Annotated in this window: 1 pseudogene; it reads left to right on the top strand. The window is 35.9% G+C overall.

What is annotated here, in order from left to right:
* Positions 1-373: 373 nt before the first annotated feature.
* Positions 374-1,277 (top strand): annotated as a pseudogene (locus tag ACQR30_RS12380) (F0F1 ATP synthase subunit alpha); the annotation flags it as partial.

The following is a 1,277-nucleotide window of genomic DNA, read 5'->3' as shown; positions in this document are numbered from 1 at the left end:
CTACCCCATATAGCTCTACTTTTCGTTTATACGCAAATCCGTGAGACCGTGTTAATAACCTAGAGGACCATAACACCGTGTCGGTTTTATATAAGATGTTTCAAAAAAAACAAATTTAATAAAAATTTTATTTGAATCCAGATTTGGGCCGTCTGACTATTTTTTTTTTTTATTATTTATAACAACACCCAGGTGGTCCTACTACAACTTATATAACAATAGTTTACCACACGTATTTAAAACTTTCCCACTATTAAGTGAAGGCCCTGTGTTGACCTTCGTTGTGTAGAAAAAGTTGAAAATCCAATTAAATAAATTTATTTAATAATTTGGATTTATTTTAAACAAAAAAAAACAGAAACAAAAAGAAATAATGAATATATCAGATTTTGAACTAGATACTAATATAACAAATATAATAAAAAAACAAGAATCGCGTGGAACAGTGATTTCCGTGATTGATGGTGTCGCATTAATAAGCGGCTTAAAACGTGTTAAGTCAGGAGAGACTCTTGAGTTTATAGGTGCTAATAATGAAATTTCTGTCCGAGGTATGGCACTAAATTTGAATTTAAATTCGGTTGGTGCGGTTTTATTCGGAGATGAAAGAAAAGTACGACCAGGTGATTTAGTCATTGGCCGCGGAAACATTATTAGTGTTCCTGCCGGTAAACAGTTATTGGGGCGCGTTGTAGATTCTTTGGGCGATTTGATTGATGGTGGCATAAATTTGTCGGATAGCTTAGATCAGAAACGTGTTGATATCAAAGCTCCCGGAATTATTTATCGTGCACCCGTAAATGAGCCAATGATAACTGGAGTAAAAGCTGTTGATGCTTTAATTCCTATTGGACGCGGTCAACGTGAACTAATTATTGGTGATCGTCAAACCGGTAAAACAACTATCGCTATTGATGCAATTTTAAACCAAAAAACGGAAAATAAAAAGCACCCTAAAAATGCGTTGTATTGTATATACTGTGCTATTGGGCAAAAAAGAAGCTCAGTTTCTCAATTAATTTCTTTACTACAACGCTCTTCAGCATTTGATCACACCGTCATTGTTGCTTCTACAGCAGCTGAAGCGGCGCCCTTACAGTACTTAGCTCCATATACTGCGTGTACTGTTGGTGAATACTTTCGTGATAACGCTATGCATGCATTAGTTATTTACGATGACTTAAGTAAACAAGCAGTTGCTTATCGCCAAATGTCATTATTGTTACGCCGACCCCCTGGCCGTGAAGCATATCCTGGTGACGTTTTTTACTTACATT

Origin of the sequence: Arachidicoccus sp. (assembly GCF_050436765.1) — a bacterium.
Taxonomy (GTDB): Bacteria; Bacteroidota; Bacteroidia; order Chitinophagales; family Chitinophagaceae; genus Arachidicoccus.
This window is presented reverse-complemented; position numbering and strand designations above follow the sequence as displayed.